Source organism: Vibrio sp. 1078-1 (assembly GCF_033340475.1).
The window spans coordinates 474,559-498,563 of the sequence record NZ_JAWOWM010000001.1 but is presented as its reverse complement, the minus strand read 5'-3'; the positions used below and the strand labels follow the sequence as shown (position 1 = coordinate 498,563).

General features: G+C 45.0%; 23 protein-coding genes and 1 pseudogene. 15 read left to right on the top strand and 9 right to left on the bottom strand.

What is annotated here, in order from left to right; all coding sequences use genetic code 11:
• The 11 genes from R7190_RS02215 (at window position 1) to R7190_RS02165 (ending at window position 10,443) form a co-directional block, all read left to right on the top strand.
• On the top strand, window positions 1-1,053 hold the full coding sequence (locus R7190_RS02215; protein WP_186585139.1) for a glycosyltransferase: 1,053 nt from the start codon (window positions 1-3) through the stop codon (window positions 1,051-1,053).
• Window positions 1,019-2,266 carry an O-antigen ligase family protein gene (locus R7190_RS02210; protein WP_186585137.1) on the top strand — a complete coding sequence of 416 codons (1,248 nt, stop codon included), beginning with the start codon at window positions 1,019-1,021 and terminating at the stop codon, window positions 2,264-2,266. The genes R7190_RS02215 and R7190_RS02210 overlap by 35 nt, the downstream gene beginning before the upstream one ends.
• A 15-nt stretch (window positions 2,267-2,281) precedes the next feature.
• Window positions 2,282-3,115: a putative capsular polysaccharide synthesis family protein gene (locus tag R7190_RS02205; protein WP_005375258.1), complete on the top strand. Its 834-nt coding sequence runs from the start codon at window positions 2,282-2,284 to the stop codon at window positions 3,113-3,115.
• Window positions 3,112-4,143 carry a glycosyltransferase family 4 protein gene (locus R7190_RS02200; protein ID WP_186585135.1) on the top strand — a complete coding sequence of 344 codons (1,032 nt, stop codon included), beginning with the start codon at window positions 3,112-3,114 and terminating at the stop codon, window positions 4,141-4,143. The genes R7190_RS02205 and R7190_RS02200 overlap by 4 nt, the downstream gene beginning before the upstream one ends.
• An 8-nt stretch (window positions 4,144-4,151) precedes the next feature.
• The gene (locus R7190_RS02195) at window positions 4,152-5,459 is read left to right on the top strand and encodes an oligosaccharide flippase family protein (protein ID WP_213893291.1); all 1,308 of its coding nucleotides are present in this window, start codon (window positions 4,152-4,154) and stop codon (window positions 5,457-5,459) included.
• A 2-nt stretch (window positions 5,460-5,461) separates the two neighbouring features.
• Window positions 5,462-5,857 carry a VanZ family protein gene (locus R7190_RS02190; protein WP_005375248.1) on the top strand — a complete coding sequence of 132 codons (396 nt, stop codon included), beginning with the start codon at window positions 5,462-5,464 and terminating at the stop codon, window positions 5,855-5,857.
• 67 nt (window positions 5,858-5,924) lie between these two features.
• Complete coding sequence (yqfB, locus tag R7190_RS02185; RefSeq protein ID WP_005375246.1) at window positions 5,925-6,245, top strand: N(4)-acetylcytidine aminohydrolase; 321 nt, start codon at window positions 5,925-5,927, stop codon at window positions 6,243-6,245.
• Window positions 6,246-6,295: 50 nt separating this feature from the next.
• On the top strand, window positions 6,296-6,895 hold the full coding sequence (locus R7190_RS02180; protein WP_005385858.1) for a TetR/AcrR family transcriptional regulator: 600 nt from the start codon (window positions 6,296-6,298) through the stop codon (window positions 6,893-6,895).
• Window positions 6,896-7,046: 151 nt separating this feature from the next.
• Window positions 7,047-8,081 (top strand): NADP-dependent oxidoreductase, encoded by a 1,035-nt coding sequence (locus tag R7190_RS02175; RefSeq protein ID WP_171342482.1) that lies wholly within the window; start codon window positions 7,047-7,049, stop codon window positions 8,079-8,081.
• A gap of 14 nt (window positions 8,082-8,095) precedes the next feature.
• Window positions 8,096-8,713 carry a glutathione S-transferase family protein gene (locus R7190_RS02170; protein WP_005375238.1) on the top strand — a complete coding sequence of 206 codons (618 nt, stop codon included), beginning with the start codon at window positions 8,096-8,098 and terminating at the stop codon, window positions 8,711-8,713.
• A 290-nt stretch (window positions 8,714-9,003) separates the two neighbouring features.
• A complete protein-coding gene (locus R7190_RS02165) occupies window positions 9,004-10,443 on the top strand; it encodes a catalase (protein ID WP_042521590.1) in 1,440 nt (479 codons plus the stop codon).
• A 196-nt stretch (window positions 10,444-10,639) separates the two neighbouring features.
• Here the strand turns inward: R7190_RS02165 and R7190_RS02160 are convergent, their stop codons facing one another.
• From R7190_RS02160 to norV, 4 genes are all read right to left on the bottom strand, one after another.
• A complete protein-coding gene (locus tag R7190_RS02160) occupies window positions 10,640-11,518 on the bottom strand; it encodes an NAD(P)-dependent oxidoreductase (RefSeq protein WP_186585131.1) in 879 nt (292 codons plus the stop codon).
• A 184-nt stretch (window positions 11,519-11,702) separates the two neighbouring features.
• Window positions 11,703-12,041: a DUF1971 domain-containing protein gene (locus R7190_RS02155; RefSeq protein WP_318137507.1), complete on the bottom strand. Its 339-nt coding sequence runs from the start codon at window positions 12,039-12,041 to the stop codon at window positions 11,703-11,705.
• A 42-nt stretch (window positions 12,042-12,083) separates the two neighbouring features.
• Window positions 12,084-13,232, bottom strand: a complete 1,149-nt coding sequence (norW, locus tag R7190_RS02150) for an NADH:flavorubredoxin reductase NorW (protein WP_065275445.1) — start codon at window positions 13,230-13,232, stop codon at window positions 12,084-12,086.
• A gap of 8 nt (window positions 13,233-13,240) precedes the next feature.
• The gene (gene norV / locus R7190_RS02145; RefSeq protein ID WP_065275446.1) at window positions 13,241-14,743 is read right to left on the bottom strand and encodes an anaerobic nitric oxide reductase flavorubredoxin; all 1,503 of its coding nucleotides are present in this window, start codon (window positions 14,741-14,743) and stop codon (window positions 13,241-13,243) included.
• Between the two features lie 190 nt (window positions 14,744-14,933).
• Here norV and norR point away from each other — a divergent pair, with 190 nt between their 5' ends.
• The 4 genes from norR (at window position 14,934) to azu (ending at window position 19,090) form a co-directional block, all read left to right on the top strand.
• Window positions 14,934-16,466: a nitric oxide reductase transcriptional regulator NorR gene (gene norR / locus R7190_RS02140; RefSeq protein WP_186585129.1), complete on the top strand. Its 1,533-nt coding sequence runs from the start codon at window positions 14,934-14,936 to the stop codon at window positions 16,464-16,466.
• Between the two features lie 397 nt (window positions 16,467-16,863).
• The gene (locus R7190_RS02135; protein WP_005375218.1) at window positions 16,864-17,382 is read left to right on the top strand and encodes a hypothetical protein; all 519 of its coding nucleotides are present in this window, start codon (window positions 16,864-16,866) and stop codon (window positions 17,380-17,382) included.
• Window positions 17,383-17,651: 269 nt separating this feature from the next.
• Window positions 17,652-18,302, top strand: coding sequence for an HAD family hydrolase (locus R7190_RS02130; protein ID WP_053307895.1), 651 nt, complete (start codon window positions 17,652-17,654; stop codon window positions 18,300-18,302).
• 335 nt (window positions 18,303-18,637) lie between these two features.
• Window positions 18,638-19,090: an azurin gene (gene azu, locus R7190_RS02125; protein WP_005375211.1), complete on the top strand. Its 453-nt coding sequence runs from the start codon at window positions 18,638-18,640 to the stop codon at window positions 19,088-19,090.
• Window positions 19,091-19,315: 225 nt separating this feature from the next.
• Here azu and R7190_RS02120 read toward each other — a convergent pair whose 3' ends face one another.
• The 5 genes and pseudogenes from R7190_RS02120 to R7190_RS02100 all read right to left on the bottom strand — a co-directional run bounded on the left by R7190_RS02120 (window position 19,316) and on the right by R7190_RS02100 (window position 24,004).
• Complete coding sequence (locus R7190_RS02120) at window positions 19,316-19,666, bottom strand: ethanolamine utilization protein EutQ (protein WP_005375208.1); 351 nt, start codon at window positions 19,664-19,666, stop codon at window positions 19,316-19,318.
• Window positions 19,663-20,979: an NAD(P)/FAD-dependent oxidoreductase gene (locus R7190_RS02115; RefSeq protein WP_186585128.1), complete on the bottom strand. Its 1,317-nt coding sequence runs from the start codon at window positions 20,977-20,979 to the stop codon at window positions 19,663-19,665. Before R7190_RS02115 ends, R7190_RS02120 begins: the two co-directional genes overlap by 4 nt.
• A 12-nt stretch (window positions 20,980-20,991) precedes the next feature.
• Complete coding sequence (locus R7190_RS02110) at window positions 20,992-22,275, bottom strand: NAD(P)/FAD-dependent oxidoreductase (protein WP_250157682.1); 1,284 nt, start codon at window positions 22,273-22,275, stop codon at window positions 20,992-20,994.
• Window positions 22,264-22,425: pseudogene (locus R7190_RS02105) on the bottom strand (rubredoxin); the annotation flags it as partial. The pseudogene R7190_RS02105 and the gene R7190_RS02110, both read right to left, overlap by 12 nt.
• Window positions 22,426-22,567: 142 nt before the next feature.
• The gene (locus tag R7190_RS02100) at window positions 22,568-24,004 is read right to left on the bottom strand and encodes an aldehyde dehydrogenase family protein (RefSeq protein WP_053303840.1); all 1,437 of its coding nucleotides are present in this window, start codon (window positions 24,002-24,004) and stop codon (window positions 22,568-22,570) included.
• Window position 24,005: the final 1 nt, after the last annotated feature.

The window sequence follows — 24,005 nt, the reverse complement described above, 5'->3', positions numbered from 1 at the left end:
ATGAAAACCAAGATTCTACATATTATCAATGATCTTTCTCAGAACGGCGGTGCTCAGAAGTTCTTAGTCGACCTTGTTTTAGAACATAAGCCTGAATACGAAATCAAAATTTTGGTCTTGTGTGATGAAAATGATTACTTACCAATGCTATCCGCCCAAGGGATAGAGTGTTTTAACTGGCGCACTTTGTCATTGAGTGAGAAATTCTCTTTGCTGCGTTGGCCGGATGTCGTTCACGGGCACCTCTACCCTTCCATTTACCTAGCGCTATTGGCGGTAGGTAAAAAACGAATCCAGACTGAGCACTGTTCTTATAACCGTCGACGTGACTATCCGCTGTTTAAGTTCATGGAATACGTCTTGTATTGGGGCCACGACTTGACGGTCAGTATTAGTGAAAAAGTACAAGATGAACTGGTGAAGTTCATGCCTCGCTACCAACACAAATATCACGTGGTGCACAATGGCGTTGATTTAAAAAGGTTTTCTATGACGCCAAGATTCGCCAGCCACCTAATCGACAAACCAGTTATCAAGATTGGAATGGTGGGCCGACTTCACCAACATAAAGATCATGAAACGCTTATCCAAGCACTTATCCATTTACCAAGACGATACGAACTCCACCTTGCGGGAGATGGAGAAAAAAAATCGTCACTGCAAGAATTGGCAACAAAAATCAACGTCGCGCAACGTGTTCACTTTCATGGCGTAGTTTCAGACGTTCCAGCCTTTTTGAACGACATGGATATTTACGTGCAATCGTCGCTCGTCGAAGGCTTTGGTTTGGCGGCGGTTGAGGCAATGGCAGCAGGCTTACCCGTACTATCGTCGGACGTACCTGGTTTGGATGACGTCACCGGACGTGCCGAATATTTATTTCAAGTTGGTAACGCCACTGAACTGAGCCAAAAAGTGCTCCAGCTGTGTGAAAGTGTTGAGCGGTACGACGCTGCAAGTCAATACTCAGTCAATAGGGCCTCTCTCTACACCATCGATAAATTTCGTGAAGGTTACTATGGAATCTACCAGCAGCTTTGCGCCAACAAATAGTTCCGTGCCATCGAGCCATCGCGCCTCATTGCTTGCAGCATGCCTATTAGCATTGTTCTTTATTCCTATGAAGTTTCGTGCTGGAGGAATAGCGCTAGCCCCATCTGACATCGCAAGCCTTTTGTCTATTGGTTTTACTGCATTAGTGGTATTGGAAGGAAAAGCTGAAAAACTCATGCATCCCTGTATAGGGTTCCTCGTATTGTTCACTGGGTATGTGTTCATAAATGGTCTGCTAAATCGCGTCCCTTTAATGCCGCTAGTTATAGAAACTGTGCAATGGTTAGCGATTTTGTGCCTACTGAGCCTAATGTACGCCTATGGCGTGTTTGATGACGAACGGGTAATGGTTTATTTCACGTATCTGTTGTTTTTCATCTGTACGCTCGTTGCCTTATGGCACTTTGCTCAGGGTTATCAAAGCGGGTTTAAGTTACTCGGGGTAAGTAAATACGGGTTCGGTGTACTGTGCTCACTACTGTACCTTTATCGAGATAAAATTCGCGCTTTTCACCTTTTGATGCTCGTAGCTTTAGTATTACTGGTGTTGTCACAAGAAAGAAAAGCGCTACTTGGTTTTTGTCTGCTTTTCTTCTTTGACCAACTGCTCGTAAAAAACTTAATGAGAAAATCGCTCAGCGAAACGTACACGTGGGCGATTTTATTAGCCTTGAGCTTCATTGTGTTTACTGCCGTCACAACCACACTCTACGTTGGGTTTGAAACGCTAGCAGACACATTGGAAATAACCCAAGAAGACGTCTTATTTGCCAACCAAAGTGAAGCCCGCTGGGTATCGAATCTTCATAGAAAACTTTTACTTGCCAATGGGCTAGATATTTTACTTCAACACCCAGTGCTAGGTGTCGGCGCGAAAATGTTACCCAACTTTATGATCAGTTACTTTAACTATGATGAGCTGGCGATCTACACCCACAACTTTGTGTTAGATACCGCAATTGAATACGGATTGCTTGGTATCGGTCTGCTGTTTGGTGGTTATTTTCTTTTTATTCGCTTTTGCTTCCGTAGTCTTAATGAAAACAGAAAAAGCCTATTACTTGCGATATACGCCCTCATCATGGTGTTTTTCGTTGCGGTAAACACCACCATAATTTTAATACTCTTATTACCCGTCATGATCAGCATGAGCAACGACTCAAGGGCCATTGCTCATACTTTTCCGGTAAACCATCACCACGAATATGAATAATCAAGGATAGGATAGATGAAGTATTCAATCTCTCGACAATTTGAAAAGAACCGAGAACTCCAAGCTGATAATTTTGTTTTAGTTTACCAAATGGGCAAAGTTGGCTCCTCATCAATTGAGCACACGCTAGGGGAGAAAAATATCCCGAGCTATCACATCCACACCTTTGATGATCACGAAGAATTTCACATGTATCACAATAAAAAAGACGTGAGTAAATTCTTCGACTTCCGAAACCGCGCACTCTATCGCTTAGTGCTCAAGCAGCGAAAACGTATCTTACAAAAACGCGAGCAGATTAAAATCGTTACGCTGGTCCGCGATCCAATCGCAACTGTCTTTTCTCGTTTCTTTCAAGACCTCCATTTGCAATTTATCGAAGGCAAAAAGAATGATGCAATTCACCGAGATATGGAAGTCACGTATCAGCACCTCGAGCATTGCTTTGATAACTATATCAATCTCAACTATTTTGCGGACTGGTTCGACAACGAGTTAAAGCGTAATTTCAATATCGATGTGATGCGCCAAGAGCTGGACAACACTCAACCTTTCTTCACATTCCAGAACGATCAGGCCAACGTCATGCTAATCAAGTGCGAACAGCTCAGTTCTCTTGATAAAGAAATCGGTGAGTTTCTTGAGTTGCAAGACTTCGTGCTGAAAAACAGCAACGAAGCGAAAAACAAGTGGTACTCCAATATCCACCAACACTTTAAGAATCACTACGACTTCTCAAAACTGTTCTATATGTACGATCTTCCCTTGTATCGCCACGTTTATTCAGAGCAAGAGCGTGATGCTTTTAAACACAAATGGATGCAAACACCAGGGACAAAATCATCATGAAGAAAGTGCTCCATGTTACAGAAGCATTTGGAGGTGGCGTTCAAACCGCCCTCTATAGTTATGTTCACTCATCCAGAGACGAGCCTTATCAGCATTTCTTGCTAGCCAGAGCCCGAGAAAACGACTTGACCAATGAGAACAACCACCACATTTTCGTACAGACAAAGTGGGTAGAAGGCGGCTTGCTTCAATTTATTCGCGATGCAAACCACATGATTGCATCACTTGGTCCCGACGTCGTGCATTTGCACTCGAGTAAAGCAGGATTTCTCGGCCGATTTCTAAAGCTTGGCAAGGCACGCTTGGTTTACACACCGCACTGTTATGCCTTCGAACGTGAAGATATCTCAGAGCTTGCACGCCAGATCTATAAAGCACTAGAGAAAGTAAAACTGAGCAAAATTGATGTGGTTGCAGGCTGTAGCCAACGAGAGTGTGACCTAGCCATTAGCATTGGTGCGAAACGTGCCGAACTGCTCAACAACTACGTGTCTTATCAACGTGAAGATCGTATAGAGCGAAACAAGCAAGAAGCGCTGAAGCTCGTTGTACTTGGTCGTGTCGCGCCCCAAAAAGATCCTCAGTTTCTTATCAGCACATTGCAGTTCCTTAATCGGTATGCGCTTAACCGCCCGATAGAGATCACATGGATAGGTGGCGGTGACCACGTACTCGAACAGAAATTACGCACTGAAAATGTGGATGTAACGGGCATGCTGCCTCGCGATGAGGTAGTTGAAAAGCTCAAGGGTTCAGACCTTTATCTACATACTGCAGCATGGGAAGGGATGCCGTTAACCATTCTAGAAGCATCCAAGTTACATCTTCCTATGGTTATTCGGACCATCGGCGCAACCAAAGATCTCAACTACCCGTTTTTAGCGCTCACACCTGAAGAAATGGCCAAGCAGATCGCGCATTGTGTCAATCATTATGAAGAGATCGATTTTCGCCAATATACAGCAGAATTAAACGATGCCTTCAGTGAAGAAAAACAGCGCCTCGCACTCAATAAACTTTACGGTTAAATGCCCCTATGTTTCACACTGTTCAACAAAAATTACTGTTGATGCCCAGCGGTAAAAAAAGCTTGTTATCTACTGGATTAAAAACCGCAATCACGCGTGTGTTGAGTGCGCTATTTGCTTTTTTACTGACTCTGATTGTATCGAAGACCAGTGACGCTTCGACGGCCGGTCAATTTTTCTTTTTATTCAACCTAGTCTCGCTACTCGCCATCGTTTCTCAGCTAGGTTTTGATGTCTCGTTAGTTCGTTACAATGCGATCGCTTTTAATAACAAAGAGAAGCTTGAACAAAGCCAAAACTATAAAACCGCACTTTATCGAAGTATGGCATTTTGCTTGCTCGCCATAGGCGTTTTGTTGGCAGGGTTTAATCTGTTTCCAGAACAGCTAAACCAGACTCAATCACCAATGTATGCGATTACTTTATGCTTGCTTTGCATACCTTTCTTGGTGCTTGCGCAAACCAACAGTCGGGTGCTTCAAGCATGTAGAAAAGTCGTATCATCTCTGTTTGCGTTGCAGCTTGGGGTAAGCATGTTGATGGTCATTTTTGTCTTTGCCCTAGACTATATCGGTCAGCAAAATATCAACAATCTAATGACCGCACTGCTTTTAGCGAGCATAGGTGTCGCGGTCATATCTAGTGCCAATTGGCTTGGCTCAGATCAATATCAAACATCGGCTTTCGTACCAAACAAAAAAATGGTCTCTTCTGCCAAGCAAGTCTGGGTTGGCAGTATCTTCACGAATGTTCTTCAATGGGGAAGCCTTGTTATTACGGGCTTTTTTATCTCAACAGCGGAACTCGGTTTGTTAGCCGCAGCCCAACGTACATCACTACTGATTGGCTTTGTGCTGATTACCATTAACTTTGTGGTCGCCCCGATGTTTGCCTCTCTCTACAAAGAGCGTCAAATGCTCAAACTGCAGAACCTGAGCCGCTTGGCGTGCCGAGCCAATGTTGGTTTAGCGATTGTACCCGTAATTATTTGCACCCTCTTCCCCGAGTTTGTAATGCAGTTTTTTGGTGAGGAGTTTCTCGCCGCGGCGCCACTATTAGTCGTCCTTTCTCTGGGGCAGTTAGTCAATGTTGCGACTGGTTCAGTAGGGTTTTTATTATTAATGAGCGGTCATGAGAGAACCATGAAATACATTACAATTTCCTCCGGTACGGTGTCCATCTGCCTACTTGTTACGCTTTGCCAAATGTTTGGGGTGATTGGTGCAGCGTGGGCAATGGCAATTGGCATGGCTATCCAGAATTTAGCTGCACTGTACTTTGTAAAACGTTACTTAGGCTTCTTTCCAATAGGTTAATTATGGCTTTAATACTGGCACGCACGAGTTTTGTTTTAGTCCTGATGCTAACCGCTTCACTCTCTTTGTGGAAAAGCTCTGACCTACACCATACTGCTTACCTGCAAATGGAAACCTACTTAGGCGGATCGAGTACGCTTCACTTTACTTTCAGTTTATTGATCGGCTTTTTATCGGTCTTCACGTTCCCTTCTCTGGTGAGCTCGAATAAAACCGACGTTTTTGGGATTCGTCTTTTGCTACTGCTGTTGGCTATCGTTTCAATGGAAGAAATGAGCCAACTTTTTATTCCAAATCGATCATTTAGTTTTGATGATCTCAGCACCAACTGGATAGGCGTAATCTCAGGTTACTTTAGTGCCAAGTTAATTCGCTTCATCCGCACTCGATCGTTCTAGTAATACAGGAATCTCTGGGGGATTTGGGTATATAATTACGCCAAACAACCAGACTAACGAGTACATCATGCCATCTCATCCAACCAAGATTACTTTTTTTGAATTCTTAACCCCGTTGATCACGTCAGGCAAAAAGACGATAACGATTCGAGATGAATCAGAAAGCCATTACGTTCCCAATACAGAAGTCGAAGTTTTTACCTTAGAAACGGATCGTAAAGTCTGCGATATCAAGATACGTTCTGTAGAACCACTTCACTTTGAAGATATTAATGAGTTTCATGCAGAACAAGAATCCATCGAACTACCAAAACTCAAGCAGTTAATTCGAGAAATCTACCCAAATACCGACACGCTATTTGTTATTGAGTATGAGCTGATTAAATAACCCACAACAAAGGCTAGACGACTGGTCTAATTCATTCTATAGTACACTTCATGAACGCAAAGACGAATGACACACGCCAACATATTCTCGACGTCGGATACGAGTTGATCGTAAACCGAGGGTTCACGAGTGTTGGTCTTTCAGAGCTATTAAAAAAGGCCGCAGTGCCAAAAGGCTCGTTTTATCATTACTTCAAATCCAAAGAACAATTTGGTGAAGCGATGATTCAAGACTACTTTACTAAGTATTTTGAGCGTTTAAACGCACGCTTTACCAATACTGAACTGAGTGGCTACCAACGCCTAATGAGCTATTTCGAAGAAATGGTCAAAGTAGAAGACGACGTGTGTAATGCGAACAAATGTTTATTGGTTAAGTTAAGTGCAGAAGTCTCCGATCTCTCAGAGTCAATGCGCTTGGCATTACGCCAAGGAGCAGACAAAACCATTCAAGCGATAGCGGATTGCATAGACATCGGCATTCAAGATGGCTCAATCCCCAATGGTGACAGTGCGTTATTAGCAAGGCAGATATACTACCTTTGGAATGGCGCTAGCTTGCTGAACAAACTTTATCAAGATCAGGCAGCATTGACGCAAAGTCTGACCTATACTCAACACTTACTGCAGAATACGCGCACTTGTCCATAACAGGCGGCGTGGAAGCAGAATGAACACCCTACACACGTTTCACTGTCAGAAAAAGCGTCAGTGTTAACACAGTAAACCTTCCCGCTTTAAATAAGCGGGATATTTTGAAATAAATACTAGACGACCGGTCTAATCAACAAGTGAGATAGATATGACTAACGCAACAAATCGCAGAATCGTACTCGCGTCACGTCCCCATGGTGCACCGACACAAGAAAACTTTCGTTTAGAAGAGGTAACGAAACCGACTCCGAAAGAGGGTGAAATGCTATTGAGAACGGTTTATTTATCTCTAGATCCATACATGCGTGGTCGCATGAGTGATGCCGAATCATACGCTGACCCTGTTGCAATTGATGACGTAATGGTCGGTGGTACCGTTTGTCAGGTAGAAACATCAAACCACCCAGATTACGAAGCGGGTGAATGGGTTCTTGCCTACACTGTTGGCTGGCAAGACTACGCTATCTCAACTGGTGAGATGGTCATTAAACTTGGTAAAGAACCGCAAAACCCTTCTTACGCGTTAGGCGTTGCAGGTATGCCAGGATTTACCGCGTACATGGGTTTACTCGACATTGGTCAGCCAAAACCAGGGGAAACCATCGTGGTAGCAGCTGCTACGGGGCCTGTAGGCGCAACAGTTGGTCAAATTGGTAAAATCAAAGGTTGCCGAGTTGTTGGTATAGCAGGCGGAGAAGAAAAATGCCGTTACGCTAAAGAGGTGCTTGGTTTCGATGAGTGTATTGATCACAGAGCTGAAGACTTTGCAGAACAACTGAGAAATGCCTGTGACAAAGGTATCGATGTTTACTTCGAAAACGTAGGTGGCAAAGTATTCGAGGCTGTAATGCCACTTCTGAATACAAACGCGCGTATCCCACTTTGTGGTTTGATTTCTCAGTACAACGCGACAGAGCTGCCTGAAGGTACCGACCACCTTCCATTACTAATGGGTAAGCTCCTGACCAAACGAATCAAGGTGCAAGGCTTCATCATTTTTGATGATTACGGACATCGTTACGGTGAATTTGCGCAAGATATTAATCAATGGTTGGCAGAAGGAAAGATCCAATACCGCGAACATCTAGTACAAGGACTGGATAATGCGCCAGAAGCATTCATCGGTCTGTTGGAAGGTAAGAATTTCGGCAAACTTGTAGTACAGATTAACGACCCATTATAAAAAGGGATATGTAAATGATTAAACTTCACCACCTCAATCAGTCTCGTTCAAAGCGCATCATTTGGTTACTTGAAGAGCTAGATGTAAATTACGAAATTGTACCCTATGTCCGTGATTCCGTGACCTTCATGGCACCGCCAGAACTAAAAAGTGTTCACCCATTAGGAAAGTCACCTGTTCTTGAAGATAACGGCGAGATTATCATTGAGTCAGGTGCAATGACCGAATATTTGATTGAGAAATACAGTGACGGAGCCTTTGCTCCTGAGCGCGGTACAAAAGCACACACAGAATATTTGCAATGGATGCACTTTGCAGAAAGCTCTGCAATTTTACCTATGCTGCTAAAAATCTTCGTAAGCAAAGAGCCAAATGAAACTCAGTTTTTATCAGGCTATGCCGACAAGGAAGCAATGAATGTACTAGGCTACTTCGAGCAATCCTTAGAAGGCAAAACTTACCTAGTAGAAGAGCGTCTGACTGGCGCTGACATCATGATGTCTTTCATTGTCGAATTGGTTCAAAAGTTTGGTTTAGTTAATCACTTCCCTAATATTGAACGTTATGGGAAACAGCTCGCGACACACCCAGCATTTGCAAAAGCTGAACAACTTGAAGTGAAGTACTCTTAATTACTTCCCCCCTTTCGCCCCTTTGATGACACGTAAAACTTCATTGAAGGGGCGATATTACTAGCATCGCAGACACGCTAACTGGATAGCGCTCCCCCCAGTCAATCGCATTCGAGAACGTCGATTGTTATGTCAATCAAGCTAATGTAGTAAATTTCTGATTCTAATATAGTTTCGACCATAGTCACCATCTATTGAATTGATAAGCAATATCAGTTTTCTCCCCCAGCTTTTCCGTAATAACCTCCTCTACAGTTTCTAAGGTATTGAACCCTGGAGGGGGAAGAAAAATGACAAACAAGAAATTGACTACAGCAGCAGGTTGCCCTGTCGCACATAACCAAAACGTTATGACTGCAGGTCCTCGTGGCCCTCAACTATTACAAGACGTTTGGTTCCTTGAAAAATTGGCACACTTTGACCGCGAAGTGATCCCTGAGCGTCGTATGCACGCAAAAGGTTCTGGTGCTTACGGTACGTTCACAGTAACGCACGACATCACAAAATACACTCGCGCTAAGATCTTCTCTGACATCGGCAAAAAAACAGAACTATTCGCTCGCTTCACTACTGTAGCTGGTGAGCGCGGTGCAGCAGACGCAGAACGCGACATCCGTGGTTTCGCACTAAAATTCTATACTGAAGAAGGTAACTGGGACTTGGTTGGTAACAACACACCAGTATTCTTCCTACGTGACCCACTAAAATTCCCAGACCTAAACCACGCAGTAAAACGCGATCCTCGCACTAACATGCGTAGCTCTACCAACAACTGGGATTTCTGGACGTCATTACCTGAAGCATTCCACCAAGTGACTATCGTAATGAGTGACCGTGGTATCCCTGCTTCTTACCGTCATATGCATGGTTTTGGTAGCCACACATTCAGCTTCATCAACGCAGAAAACGAGCGTTACTGGGTAAAATTCCACTTCAAAACTCAGCAAGGCATCAAAAACCTAACTGACCAAGAAGCAGAAGCGATCGTAGGTAAAGACCGCGAAAGCCATCACCGTGACCTTTACGAAGCGATTGAGCGTCAAGACTTCCCTAAATGGAAGATGTACGTACAGATCATGCCAGAGCTAGAAGCGGATGAAGTCAACTTCAACCCATTCGACCTAACACGTGTATGGTCTCAAAAAGACTACCCACTGATCCCAGTTGGTGAGTTTGAACTGAACCGTAACCCAGAAAACTTCTACGCAGAAGTTGAGCAATCAGCGTTCAACCCAGCTGCAGTAGTACCTGGTATCGGCTTCTCTCCAGATAAGATGCTACAAGGTCGTCTGTTCGCTTACGGCGATGCTCAGCGTTACCGTCTAGGTGTGAACCACCATCAAATCCCAGTGAACGCACCTCGTTGCCCTGTTCACAGCTACCACCGCGATGGCGCAATGCGCGTTGATGGCAACTTTGGTTCAACACTGGGTTACGAGCCAAACTACAAACAAGAATGGGCAGAGCAACCAGATTACTCTGAGCCACCTCTACGCATCAACGGCAACGCTGATCACTACGATCACCGTGTAGACGAAGACTACTTCAGCCAAGCGGGTGACCTATTCCGTCTGATGAACGAAGAGCAACGTCAAACTCTGTTCGACAACACAGCTCGCGCAATGGACGGTGTACCAGAGTTCATCCAACAGCGCCACGTTCAACACGCATACCAAGCGGACGAAGCGTACGGCAAAGGTCTTGAGATTGCACTAGGCTTAAACAAGTAAGCGAACGCTGTGATCGTCACGCTGTGTGATTAAAAGACATAAAAAAAGGAGGTGCCCAACAGCACCTCCTGATTTCAAATCACTAATCCTTAATCACTAGCCACAACCAATGCTCAAGGAGATTCATTATGATTAACTTAGATTTCTTTAAGCTCTTTGATACCAAAGAACTGTTTATCTATTACTGATTCATCAACTACTGATTTTTAGCTACCGCTTTGATCAGTACTGATGTATCCATGCGACCTAAACCATCACGTTGAAGGTCTGCGTATTGCTCATCCACTTTCTTAGTCAGTGGAAGTTCTAGACCCACTCGCTCAGCTTCTTGCAGACAGAAACCTAAGTCTTTGCGCATCCAATCAATAGCGAAGCCAAAATCGAACTTGTCTTTAGCCATCGTATTTGCGCGGTTTTCCATCTGCCAAGAACCTGCAGCGCCATGCTTAAGCGTTTCTACAACTTGAGCGATGTCCAAGCCTGATTTTTGTGCCAGCAGCAAAGCTTCACTCAGGCCTTGTAAAACGCCTCCAATACAGATTTGGTTTACCATCTTACAGCGTTGACCCTGACCGTTTTCACCCAGTAGCGTCATCTGCTTCGCGTACACATCCATCGCCGGAGACACACGGTCAAAAATGCTTTGTTCACCACCACACATGATGGTTAGAACACCATTTTCTGCGCCCGCTTGACCACCAGAAACTGGCGCATCAATGAAGTGATTACCGTACTTAACACACGCTTCAGCCAGCTCAACCGCTAGGTCTGCAGAAGTCGTCGTGTGATCGACTAGCACTGCGTCCGCTTTCAAGCCGACCAGAATGCCCTCTTCACCGTAAACAACGCTACGAACGTCATCATCATTACCCACACAGGTAAAAACGATGTCACAGCCTTCTGCCGCTTCACGTGGTGTTTCACAAGCTACGCCTTGGTATTCTTCAGCCCATTTGTCGGCTTTCGCTTTTGTGCGGTTGTATACTTTGGTTTCAAAGCCCGCTTTACTTAGGTAACCAGCCATTGGGTATCCCATCACACCCAGACCAATAAATGCTACTCGTTGTTTTTCCATTGCACGCTTCCCTTAGTTCACCTGACTGAAATGTTTCGTAACATGCTACTAAAGAATTGAAATCATTACTCGTGATTTCTCTTTCCTCGGTCTCGATGATCCTGCATTGCAGTCCGTTTATTGCGCCTTCTACACCCCTTTACTTGACGATTAGCGTAACAGTCAAAGCACTTACATAGGTTCACTACTGCTTAGCATGGAACATCGCTTGCCCACTCTTGTCCTTGTTCGACCAGAAATTGATGTTGAACTGAGCATCATCGCTCATCTCAATGCGGTGCCAGTACTGCGGTGGACTTGTAGTAAACTGGCCTGCATTAATCACCACCACTACTTCTGCTTCTGTGGCATTTTCATCAGCAAAGCCGTAGTAAGTCACTTGCCCTTCCATGACGCAAAGCTGTCCAAACACTCCCTCAGCGGTATTGTGATGAGTCAGTAGCGCTGGTGGCACATTGTCTTTAGTGAAGAAAGGCGTTGAACGTTGAACAGTCCAGTCTTTAGGAATTCTTAGATGCGACATAATGATACCCTCTCTAATTACAATTCTTTTCGTTAAAATCGGTTAAGCCTGAGCGGCTTGAGACAACTCTCGGAGTAGTGGAAATGCTTGCGTAACTTGTTCTCCCGTCACGACGAAGCCCATGAGTCGGCTATTTTCATCTTCTGCTTTCGCGGCAATGCCAGTTTGAGAAATCTGCACGCTCCAGTTCGTCACCGAGCTAAAATCGCCTGCCAATTGAATTGGGTAGCTCGGCGTTTTGACCTTTACCATCATAGGCGGTAGTTTCAGCTCTGCTTCTTGCTCCAGTAGTTGTTTCCCTAAAACATTGGCACTTAGCACGATCGGTTGGAGATAAGGCATCATTCGACCTTGGATCTCGGCGCAATCGCCTAATGCAAATACATTGGCTGCTGATGTCTGTAATCGGGCATCTACCTCGATGCCTTTATTGACACTCAACCCACAAGCCTTCGCTAACCAAGTGTTAGCACGTAAACCCGCCGCTGAAATCACTACATCGGCTTCGATTGCTTTACCTTTGCTCAAGCTTGCCACCAGCGAATCATCTGAACGATTGATCGCAACTACACCAGTCTCCAAGGCAAGTTGAATACCTTGCTGCTTAAGTTGGTTTTCGAGCGGCAATGCGACGAATTCAGGAATCAAGTTAGCGAGCAAACGGGAATTTGGCTCAACCACCGTAACCGCTTTACCACTGGTTGCGAGATCCATGGCGATCTCGACGCCGATCAAACCACCACCCATTACTAGAATTCGTTCCGCGCGGCTAATTTGCTCTTCCGCTAATTGATATTCTTGTAGCGAGTTCAGCGTTATCACCTCAGGTGCTGCACCACCAGATATTGGCGGCACAAAGGCTTTCGCGCCTGTCGCAAACACCAGTTTGGAATAAGGATAGGTTTGGCCGTTGGCGACCACTTGCTGAGCTTGCACGTCGACATGCTCAACCTTGGTATGGGCGAACAGTTCGATGTTGTGTTCCTGTGCAAACGCCTCACCACTTTTAACTACCAAGTCTCGGGCAGTTTGCTTGTTACTGAATACATGACTCAAATCGGGCTTGTTGTATTCCGCGCCATCATCAGCAGTAAACACTTGCAGCGGAATATGTGCGTCCATTCGACGCACTGTTTTCACCAATTGGTAAGCCGCAAAGCCGCTACCAATAATCACAATAGGTGCTTGCATATTCCCTCCTAACCGTTGTATTCAACGAAAACGTCTTTACCCAAGTGACATTCTGGGCACAAGAAGTAATCTGGCACTTCAGACCATGCAGTACCCGGTTCAACGCCTTGATTAGGCTCGCCTTTAGCTGGGTCGTATACCCAATTACAAACGGTGCAAACCATGCATTGGCAATCTGCAGGATGCGCCTCGGCACTAGGGTTGCTAGGAGCAGCATCGACTACCGCTTGTGTTGCTACTTGTGCTGCGGGTTGTGATTGAACTTGTGGTGCAGACGTAGCAATCGCCGGAGAAATAACAGGACTTGTCAGGTCATGCTTCGCCCACAACTTCGCGATGTTCTGACCATGTTCACGGCACTCACGCATCGCATTACCATCTGGTCGCCATTTGGTTTTCAAGCTCACTGCGGTTTCAAAACCTGCGTCAGTCAATCGAGCATGGATACGATCCACCGCGCCACCATTCCAACCGTAACTACCGAATGCAGCGGCCTTCTTCGCTTTAAAGCGCAAACCAGTAATTTCTTCTAGCATGCCTGCGATCTTCGGCATCATGACGTTATTCATGGTAGAAGAACCAACCAAGATGCCTTTTGAGCGGAATACGTTGGCGAGAATTTCATTCTTATCATGCTTAGAGACATTAAAGACTTTGACCGCCACGCCAGGATCGACATCGTGAATGCCTTGCGCGATTGCATCGGCCATCATTCGAGTGTTGTTTGACATTGAATCGTAGAAAATCGTAATGCGATCTTCTTGATAATTGTCTGCCCATGCTAAGTATTGCTCGATGATTTGAACCGGATTATCGCGCCATACAATACCGTGTGACGTGGCGATCATGTCGACAGGCAAATTGAAGCTCAGCACTTCTTTGATTTTTGCGGTTACCAAGCTGCTGAATGGCGTTAAGATATTTGAGTAGTAACGCAAACACTGTTCCATCAACTCATTTTGATCCACTTCATCATTGAACAGACGTTCATCGCAATAGTGCTGACCAAATGCGTCATTGCTGAATAACACTGCATCGCCGGTTAGGTAAGTCATCATGCTGTCTGGCCAATGCAGCATCGGTGCTTCCACGAAGACCAATTGCTTACCGTTACCAATATCGATGCTATCGCCCGTTTTTACGGTTTTGAAGTTCCACTCAGGATGGTGGTGATGACCCACAATCGAATCTATCGCCGCTTCTGTACAGTAAATTGGCGTGTTCGGAATCTTCTCCATTAATGCCGACAATGCACCTGAGTGATCTTCTTCTGCATGGTTTACCACGATAAAGTCGATAGACTTAAGGTCGATTTCCATCTCTAAATTTTGGATGAATTGTTGACTGAATCGATGATCGACCGTATCAATCAATACGGTTTTCTCTTCACGAATTAGATAACTGTTGTAGCTGGTACCTTTTGTCATTTTGTATTCTGTACCGTGGAAGTCTTGAACTTCCCAATCGCGTTGACCTACCCAGTGAATGTTGTTTTTTACGTGAATTGTCATAATTACTACCTTGAATGACGGGATAAACAAAAATAATTTCTTCTTGTATTGCACCGGGCGTGCCAACTTTTAATTTCTATATATTTCAACAACTTAATTAAAATCCAACATTGAAACATGTCATTTAGACACAGTTGAAAATTGTCATTAAGACACTACAATAGTCATATTGACACAATTGGTATTGGCTATGACTTCTTTAATCGCGCAATGGCTACACATCACGCAAGACCTTAACTCGGCGCTCACTCAACAGGCTCGCTTCGATACGTTATTAACCACGATTCGAGAGGTATTGAAGTGTGACTCTTCTGCCCTTCTTTTATATGAAGACCAGCACTTTAAACCTTTAGCAATCAATGGATTGGCGAAAGAAGTGCTTGGACGCCGTTTCTCCATTGAGCAGCACCCAAGATTAGAAGCCATTGCCCGAGCAGGCGATATCGTGCGCTTTCCCTCCGACAGCGACTTACCTGATCCATACGATGGCTTGATTCCAAACCACGATGACAAACTGCATGTCCATTCCTGCATTGGTTTACCTCTGCTGATCGACGATCAACTGATTGGTGCCATCACGATTGACGCCTTCGACCCCAACCAATTTGATGGGCTACGCAACCAAGAGTTACGTTTTGTCAGCGCGTTGGCAGCAGGTGGCCTACACACTGCACTCCTACTAGAACAACTAGAGACACAAGCGAGCCTGCCACGTGACTCTTACGCCGAGAAGCGCACCTTAAGTAATGAAATCATTGGCAACTCTCAGGGTATGAAGAATCTTCAAGAGCAGATTGATGCAGTCGCCGATACGGAGTTGTCTGTATTGGTCATGGGAGAAACGGGCGTAGGTAAAGAGTTGGTTGCCAGCGCTATTCACCATCGCTCTAGCCGCTCTAACAATACCTTGGTTTACCTCAACTGTGCGGCGCTGCCCGAATCGGTCGCGGAAAGCGAGTTGTTCGGCCATATCAAAGGCGCATTTACAGGCGCAATCAGCAATCGCAAGGGTAAGTTCGAACAAGCCGATGGCGGCACACTATTTTTGGATGAAGTCGGCGAACTGTCGTTAGAGCTGCAAGCCAAGTTACTTCGAGCCCTACAATACGGCGACATCCAACGTGTGGGTGATGACCGCCATATTCGAGTCAATACACGCATTGTCGCTGCCACCAACCGTATATTGCATGAAGAAGTGACTGCTGGTCGCTTCCGAGCCGACTTATATCACCGCCTAAGCGTCTTCCCGCTTCATGTTCCACCTCTTCGTGAACGTGAAGACGATGTGGTGTTACTCGCAGGCTTTTTTGCCGAACGCTTAAGAAGCAAATTGGGATTAAACAGCATTCGTTTGTCCCCCACTTTGGTGCAAGCACTCAAAGACTATTCATGGCCCGGCAATGTGCGGGAACTTGAACATGTCATTAAACGTGCTGGTGTTTTGGCAAAAGCACGTACTCACGCCATAGACATTGAGTTGGTTGAGCAAGATTTTGATATTCGAACGCCGAATCAGAACATCAAGAATGTTGAAGAAACGGAGCAAAACTCTCGGCTTGAGCTACCAGAAGGTGGATTAAAGCTTGCCACAGATGCCTTCCAAAAAGCGATGATTGTTCGAGCACTGGAAGAAAACCAAGGCAACTGGGCAGCAACGGCACGTCAGCTTGAATTAGATAACGGCAATTTGCACCGATTAGCAAAACGGCTAGGGATAAAATAGACACTAACGAATATCACCTAATATGGCATATTCATCGCCAAATAAAGAGCCGATGCCCAACCGCTCACTCAGCCCACTATAAGTAGTGAGCTGAGTGCTCAGATAGAATAGCCACCTAAGTTTGACGGTATTTTCTTCTAAATTTTATTGTCTTGAACCACCTCACAGATTTAATAACCCTTAACAATAAACACAATAATAGTTAAGGTATTTTTATGAGCCAGATCTAATAAAATTAAATATATAGTATTTATTTTAAGAATCTAAACTTTCAAAGTTCATCATAATAAATACAACCTCTATGTATACACTTTACCTTCAAAAAACATCAAAATATAATCCCTTCGATAAAAACACTTAAATGAATTTAACTGTATAAAAGTGAGGAGAATAAAATATGGGATATGGGGCGACAGTATATTCATTAGATACTGAAAAGGTTTTTAACGTACTAAAGAATGAGCGTAATCCAGAGCTAGAAAAAGCCATCATGGAAAGGTGTCAAGACTCCTTTAAAGTGATTAATGAAATGCTGGAAAGTAGTGGCGAAAGCATCCGAGCTGAAGAGCTTCTTATGCAGATGCTGTCTGAAGAGATAAAATACAGTCACTTGGGTTACGCCTATGCTTACTTGCTTGAAGCTATATGTAAGATCACTGGTTATTACTTATCCAATAACTCTTGGTATCCTTGCGATGTAAACGATTTCTGCGATATTCCATTCACTAATACCGATTATCCCATAAAATTCCCATTCCCTGACGATTTCCCTGTTGTTTTTATGATAAAAAATCAAGATATTCACCAAGATAACGTTGACTTCGGAGGCTTATCAGAGCAACAAATATCTGAAGTCAAGAGCTGGTACACTCATGCAGTCGTAAACAATCGTGACTTGGTATTATTTTATTATTAATTTTAACTATTAATAAATTATCCAATAGTTAAAATAATAATAGAATATTAATAAAACTCTAGCTTATATTAAGATAGAGTTTTATCTATTTAATTGAAATTTTTATAATTTTAAAAATATTATATTTCACACCTAATTTATAGACTCTGTGTATAGTGTGTTCAGAGGCAATGTGAACTCATAGGATCAAAATCAAGTTCTAATTTTTAGAAGAAAAACCGATCTGCTTGTGTCAAAATGCGCCATCCCAACCAAAAAGTCTTAATGTAATGAACTACCAAGCTGCTATTTTTGATATGGATGGTTTGCTCCTTGATACTGAGCGCGTCTGTATGCATATTTTCCAAGAAGCATGTGAAGCCCAGAACCTACCCTTCTATAAAGATGTTTACCTTTCAATCATTGGTCGCAATGCAGCGGGCATTGAAGTGATTTTTCGTAAAGCTTATGGGGATGATCTTGACCGCTTACACCAAGAGTGGCGCGACCGTTACGACGCTGTGGTTAAGCACCAAGCGATACCGGTAAAAGAAGGGGTGATTGAGCTGCTTGAGTGGTTGAAAGGCCAAGGGTTGCCAATTGCAGTCGCCACTTCTACAGCAAAAGAAGTGGCACAGAAGAAGTTGGAGTTAGCGGGCCTAAGCAAGTATTTCGACAACTTAACGACAGGCTGTGAAGTGTCACACGGCAAACCTGATCCAGAGATCTACCTGCTTGCAGCAAGTCGTCTAAGCGTAGATCCAACCAAATGTCTCGCCTTTGAAGATTCAAATAATGGCGTACGTGCTGCGGTAGCAGCGAACATGATCACTTATCAAATTCCTGATTTGGTTGAGCCTTGTGACGAAATAAAGCAATTAGGCCATACTGTCGCACCTTCACTGCATGATGTGTTGCATGCGTTAAAACAAACTCGCTAGGTCTACTTGTCGTCTGTTCTCTAGAAGCTCAGCAATTTAGCTGAGCTTCTTTCTTGAAACCTCTCCAATACCGTAAAACCAAACAATTCTGCCACCCGTTTAGCGAGATTAATTTCACCTTAACTCTGGTTCATCACGATTTTTGATTTAACTCACGCAATCGCATGAAATAAGGTATTTGAGTGATCAAATAGCGGAACTGACCAGTACAAGCTTGCAACAAAACGTCAATATACCGATTGAAGCACGTTTTTGGAGTGAAAATTGGCTGATAATGAGAACTATTGGATAAGATCAATCCAAGTCAGCCTAAAATACAAAATGGAGAGTGTTATATGTCTTTACGTTTATTAGCAACAACCTTCGCATTAGTCGGAATGAGCTTTGGTGCCCAAGCCAGTGCCGAGTGTGAAGTGTCATTAGATGCTAACGATATGATGCAGTTTTCTACTAAAACATTGAGCGTACCAGCCACTTGTAAAGAGGTAAAACTGACGCTGAATCACACAGGTAAGATGCCAGCGCAATCGATGGGTCACAACGTGGTCATCTCTGACACAGCCAACCTACAAGCAGTCGGTACTGATGGCATGGCAGCTGGAGCAGAAAATAACTACGTAAAACCAAACGATGATCGCGTCTACGCTCACACAAAAGTAATTGGTGGCGGTGAAAGCACCAGCATTACGTTCAGTACTGAGAAAATGAAAGCCGGCGGTGACTATTCATTCTTCTGTTCGTTCCCGGGTCACTGGGCAATCATGCAGGGTAAATTTGAGCTAAAATAAAAGATTTAGCCAAGCCAAAAGAAGACTCATTATAGGGAAGCCAAGGCTTCCCTTTTTGATAGATAAAATAGCAATTGAGAAGGTCTAACACGTCTGGAAACGTGACCAAGAAACATAGCAAGTAAGAAACCCTTGCTCCATTGAGATTAAGTTCTTTTACGAAAACTCATGGGTAAAAATCGGATTTTTATTTTGCCTTTCCGTAACACTACTAAATGATAAAAGTCATTCAATACCATGTAACTCTTTCCAGTTTCCTGGATGAACCACATAGCCGAACAGAGCATGCCCACCATAAACCAATTCAGTTCCTTCCGGTATCCACAGCATCTGACCTGGGTGCACAAAATGTGTTTCACCATTTGCGGTCAGCTCGAAACAGCCTTCAATCACGAAAATAACTTCATCATAAAGCACTGTCCAAGCCACTTTAGCGCCTTCCCATTTAGCAAAGCCTACGCCAATGTTTGGTGAAATTTCTGGGCTTAACGCCCTGGCAACATACGCCATTCCCGGCGTATCACCACGAACATTGAAATCTAGACTTTTACTATCAACAAGTTTGACTTGCTTCATAATTCACTCCGGCTTTGCCATTTTGCTAATTGGATACGCGTTTTTACTCCCAAACCTAAAAAAGGCTCTGGCGGATTCAAACAAGGCATTCCTGTCACTTGCTGTATGTCATCCAATGATTTAGATGTCGCACCAACGACATAGTCAGCTAACAGTGTTCCAGAAATGGTTCCCCACGCAGCACCAACACCATTGTCACAAGCGCTGGCATAAACACCTTCATCTAATTGACCGAAAAAGTTAGTAAAGTTACGAGAGATGGCATACACCCCACCCCATGTGTGAGTAAATGGTACGTCGGCCAGCTCGGGATAACGCGCCAGAAAGACCTGACGATGATCGTCGCGAATTTGTTCTCTGACTTTATCGTTCATGCTTGAGCCATATTTCGGCACGTGTTTGTAAGTATTGCGGATCAAAATACGTCGATCGGCGGTCATACGTAACGTCGTTCCCGCATGATCAGCTGGAGTTAGGCCCCAATTCAGCTCTCCTCCGTATCGCTGCATTTCTGCGTCAGTCAATGGACGCGTCCAGCTTGCAAACGTCATCACTGGAAGTAGTCTGTTTTTAAGATAACCAAACTCCCGAGTAAAAATGCTGGTCCCAAGCAGCAGTTCAGGGGTTTCAACAGAGCCACTATCTCCATGTAATACCCAGCAACCGTTTTCTTTACTGAGCTTGCGGATTGGCGAGTTCTCTAACACCTCGACGTTCTCTGGAAGGCTTTCCCCTAGCCCACGCACCAAAGCAGCAGGTTGCATTAAATAACCACCTGGCGTGTAAATTGCGCGGCTGTAGTAGTTGGTTCCCAAGACTTTCGCCAGCTCACTGCCATTAACATGGAAGTATGGTTCGCCAAGGTCTTTCATTAGGTGCTCAAAGTGATCGAGATATGCTTCACCGCGCGCCCCTACGGCTCCTTGATATTTGCCCTTTGCTGACCACTGACAAGAAATACTGTGCTTCGACACTAAAGTGTCTAGCTGAGCAATCGCAGAACGGTTGAGCGACAATAACTTTTGTTTGTGCTCAGGGTCGGGATGCTCAAGTGAAAACTTATGAGGCAAATCGATAACAAAGCCCGAATTTCTTCCTGAAGCCCCTTGGCCGATACGTTGCGCATCAATCAGTATAATTCGTGCATTAGACATAAGTTCAGCTAAACGTCTTGCCATAGCTAGGCCTGCGAAACCGGCACCTAACACGGCATAGTCAGCACTTTGTTTACCTTTTAACGCCGATTTTTCTGGAATACTTGGCAACGCATGGTACCAACCACACGTCACGTCATCATTGGGTAAATGAATCATCTTTTTTCTCCGCTACGCTGCTGACAGTTTCAATGACAATTGATCTAGCCAAGGGCCGCGTAATGACTGTACTTTTCTTCCTAGCAACGCAAAACCGAGCATTGCTCCTTCTGGTGAATAAAACGCAGCGGTCAATTCATCTGCTTGGTTCTCAATGTACCATTGTCCCTGTTCTTCAGCGGCTACCGGGAAAATCGTGAGTGGAAGAATCGGCGTTTTTACAATCACTGGAGTTGGTGTTAAAGAGGTAGGCGTAATATCACCTAGCAAGCTTTTCGCTACGGAAGGAATCATTTGATTAATCGGCGCAATATACGGCTGCCAACCTTGCTCCGTTTCAACACAGTCGCCTAGCGAGTAAATACTCTCATCACTCGTCTGGCCGAATTGATTCACTTTAATGCCGCGGCCCACTTCGAGCCCTGCTTGCTCAGCCAGAGAAACATTTGGCTTGAGTCCAACCGCGCTTAGCACTAGGTCTGCTTCAATCTGCTTGCCACTGTTTAGATGCAAAACCGCGCTTGATTCGGACCTTGGCTCGATTCTGGCGATACTGTCTTGTAGAGCCCATTGCACGCCTCGATCGGCAAGTGCGCTTTGTAATGATTCACCCAACTGTTGCGGGATCAAACGCTCCATTGGCCATTGACCCAACCCGATAACTGTTACTTCATAACCGCTTTCGATCAGATCATTTGCGAACTCACAGCCAATTAAGCCATCACCTAGGATCGCGATGCGCTTTTTGTCTTGCAGCTCCGCTCTGAAACGGCGGTAATCAACTAAGTCGTTCACACTCATAACCCAAGAGCGATCGCCCTCAATTGGGATTTCAATCGGTGATGCACCTGTTGCCAGTACCAAGCGGCTGTAGGCGTATTTACCGATGGAGGTATGTAACGTTGAATTGGCACGATCGATCTGTTCAACACGGGTATGCGGGTAAACTCGGATATTGAGACGGCTTTCCCACTCCAACGCGCTCTCACTTTGTAGCGCGTCGCCGTCTTTATTCATGACCAGTGCATTAGACAATGCTGGTTTGCTGTACAAAGCGCCATCATCAGCGGTAAAGACAGTGATCGGAACCGTCTCAGATTGCGCTCTAAGTGCCGCCGCCAACTGGTAACCACTGTGGCCACTACCGATGATAACGATAGGGTCATTTGAGAATACAGGTTGAGTAACTTCAGATGGAAGAGGCTGAGCAGTATTTGGCTGAACAGACGCTTCTACCGACGCCGAAGACACCGCTGCAACCTCTTCTAGTGGCGCATCGTCGGTGATTTCGATCATTTCAAAATCGGCCTTACCCACTAAACAGTCAGGACATAACCAGTCATCCGGTACATCTTCCCATGCTGTTCCTGGTGCAATACCATCGGATGGCCAACCTTGTGCTTCATCATAGATTAAGCCGCAAATAATACAGAGCCACTTTCTCATCACTTATACTCCAACTACCTTGTTCAGAATTTCCGTGTTTACAAACCGCTGTCAGATTTGTTGTGATTCCATCAACCTCGCCCTAGCTTGTGGTCTGAAATCCAAGCCGGTACGAGGTGATGAAAATACAGTTACACGGTAGCTATACGTTGCTGTCTTGCTGCAAACGAATGGCAATATTGCGTGTCTGGACGTAGCTATAAATCGCTTCTTGTCCTTTTTCTCGCCCAAACCCGGACAAGCCCACGCCACCAAATGGTGTTTCGATGCCACCAGCAAACCATTCATTGATGAACACTTGTCCACCACGCAGTTGCTGTGCCACACGCAATGTTTGGTTTAGGCTTTCACCAAAGACACCAGCGACCAGGCCAAAATCGGTGCCATTCGCGATTTCAACGGCCTCTTGCTCGGTTTCAAACGGTGTAATTACCAGTACAGGGCCAAACACTTCTTCTTGAGCAATACGCATATCTGGTGAGGCTTCAATCACCGTCGGTGCCACAAAGTAACCCGACAAATCAGGGGCGTAGCCACCCGTTAGGATGTTCGCGCCGTCGGCTTTTGCTTGTTCTATCATTTCAAGCACGCGCGCTTGTTGATCAGCCGATACCAACGGTGTGATGTCCGGCTGGCTTTCGCCTTGGCCAATGGTTAGGCTTTTTGCCATTTCCACAACCGCCGCTTTTACTTCTTCATAACGCTCTTTTTGAATCAGCAAACGAGACATTGCCGAACAAACTTGACCAGCGTTAAAGAAAATACCGACCTGAACGCTTTTCAAAAGTGTTTCGAGGCTCGCATCTTTCAGCGCGATAGCAGCCGATTTACCACCCAGCTCCATCACCGATGGAGTAGCGCGTTGCGCTGAATCTTGCAGGATGCGTTGGCCAGTTGGAACAGAACCCGTAAAGACAATTTGATCGACCTCTTGGTGCTGCACCAAATGACTGCCAACGACTGAGCCTTTGCCACATAGCAAGTTAATCGTGCCTTTTGGGAAGCCCGCTTTTTCAATCGCTTTAATCAACAACGTCATGGCAAGTGGAGAAATCTCTGGCGATTTGATCACCACTGCGTTACCTGCGGCTAATGCAGGTGCCAATGAGCGTGCACAAATAGAGACAGGGAAATTCCACGGCACAATCTGCACTGACACGCCAAACGGCACATATTGAGTGAAGTCGACATAGTCTTTACCCAACGGAATTGACGTGCCTTCCAGCTTGTCGGCCATGCCAGCGTAGTATTCGAAGTAACGTGCCGACTCTAAAAACTCATCTTTGGCATCTTGCAAAGATTTCCCATTTTCACGACAGGCAACTAACCCACCTTCATCAACCATTTCACGAATAGCTGCGGCGGCTTTTAACATCCACTCGGTTCTGACGGCGGGACGAACGTCCGAAAGAAGACCTTGATAGACCACTCGACGTGCCGCTGCCATTGCGCGATCGGCATCGGTGATAGTGGCTTCTGCAATCGTCGCATACGCTTCGGCTGTGCCAGGGTTCATGACGGTCAGCGCTTGCTCTGAATCGCACCACTCACCATCAATATAATTAAGGTAATGCATCATA